General features: G+C 63.7%; 1 protein-coding gene. It reads right to left on the bottom strand.

Features of this window, described 5'->3' with window-relative positions:
• Window positions 1–54: 54 nt before the first annotated feature.
• Entirely contained in the window at window positions 55–1284 is a 1230-nt protein-coding gene (locus RJ03_RS27395; RefSeq protein ID WP_036507585.1) for an IS256 family transposase, read from the bottom strand.
• Window positions 1285–1415: the final 131 nt, after the last annotated feature.

Here is a 1415-nt window from a genome sequence, read left to right on the forward strand (position 1 = left end):
GGTCAAGTCCAATTGGGTGGTGTATCGGGGTGATTGCCGCGTGATCCTGGTCGGTCAGGCGGTCAGTGCGGGGGTGTCCTCCTGTTCGTTGGGTTCGGTGAGGCCGCGGGAGCGGGCGAGGACGTCGAGGCCGAGGTAGCGGCGGCCTTCGATCCATTCGTCGTGTTGTTCGGCGAGCACGGCGCCGACGAGGCGGATGATGGCTTGCCGGTCAGGAAAGATACCGACAACGTCGGTGCGGCGGCGGATTTCCTTGTTCAACCGTTCTTGAGGATTGTTCGACCAGATCTGGCGCCAGATCTGTTTCGGGAACGCGGTGAACGAGAGCAGATCCGCGCGCGCCCCGTCGAGGTGAGCAGCCACCTTCGGAAGCTTCTCGCTCAGCGCGTCGAGCATCCGATCATATTGGGCGCCAACCGATTCAGTGTCTGCTTGGTCGAACACCGAGTGCAGTAGGGTCCGCACCCACGGCCACGACGATTTCGGGGTGATCGACATCAAGTTCACCGTGTAGTGGGTGCGACACCGCTGCCAGGCCGCGCCCGGCAGCGTGGCGCCGATCGCCGCGACCAGCCCGGCGTGCGCGTCGGAAGTCACGAGACTGACGCCGGACAGGCCACGGGCAACCAGGTCACGGAAGAACGCCAGCCAGCCGGCGCCGTCCTCGCCGCTGGTGACCTGGATGCCGAGAATTTCACGGTAGCCATCGGCGTTGACACCGGTGGCGACCAGGGCGTGCACGTTGACCACGCGCCCGTTCTCACGCACTTTCAGCACCAGGGCGTCGGCGGCGACGAACGTGTATGGGCCTTGATCCAGAGGGCGGGTGCGGAACGCTTCGACCTGGGCGTCGAGCTCGGCGGCCATGAGCGACACCTGCGATTTGGAAAGCTTTGTCACACCCAGTGATTCGACCAGCTTCTCCATGCGACGGGTGGACACGCCGAGCAAGTAACACGTCGCGACAACGCTGGTGAGGGCGCGTTCGGCGCGTTTGCGGCGTTCGAGCAGCCAGTCCGGAAAATAGCTGCCTTGGCGCAGTTTCGGGATCGCGACGTCGATGGTGCCGACGCGGGTGTCGAAATCGCGGTGGCGGTAGCCATTTCGGGAGTTCACCCGGTCCTCGGAGCGTTGGCCGTAGCCGGCGCCGCACATCGTGTCGGCTTCGTTGCTCATCAGGGCTTGGATGAAGGTGGACATCATCTCGCGCAGCAGGTCCGGGCTCGCGACGGCGAGTTGGTCCGACAGCATCTTTGACGGGTCGATAGGCTGGACAGAGGTCATCGCGTGAACTTTCTTTCCTTCAAGTGACTTGGCGGTCTTTTGAAGGATCACGCGGTGACCACCCTCTATCCGGCTACGACACGCTCAGACATTTGCTGGCGTCCGGTCGTACACCATCCTGCTGGACGCAA

It is taken from the genome of Nocardia aobensis NBRC 100429, from assembly GCF_000308375.1.
GTDB classification, from domain to species: Bacteria; Actinomycetota; Actinomycetes; order Mycobacteriales; family Mycobacteriaceae; genus Nocardia; species Nocardia aobensis.

Coding starts and splice junctions, on each gene's coding strand:
- RJ03_RS27395 (WP_036507585.1), bottom strand. CDS start 1,284: ATGACCTCTGTCCAGCCTATCGACCCGTCAAAGATGCTGTCGGACCAA.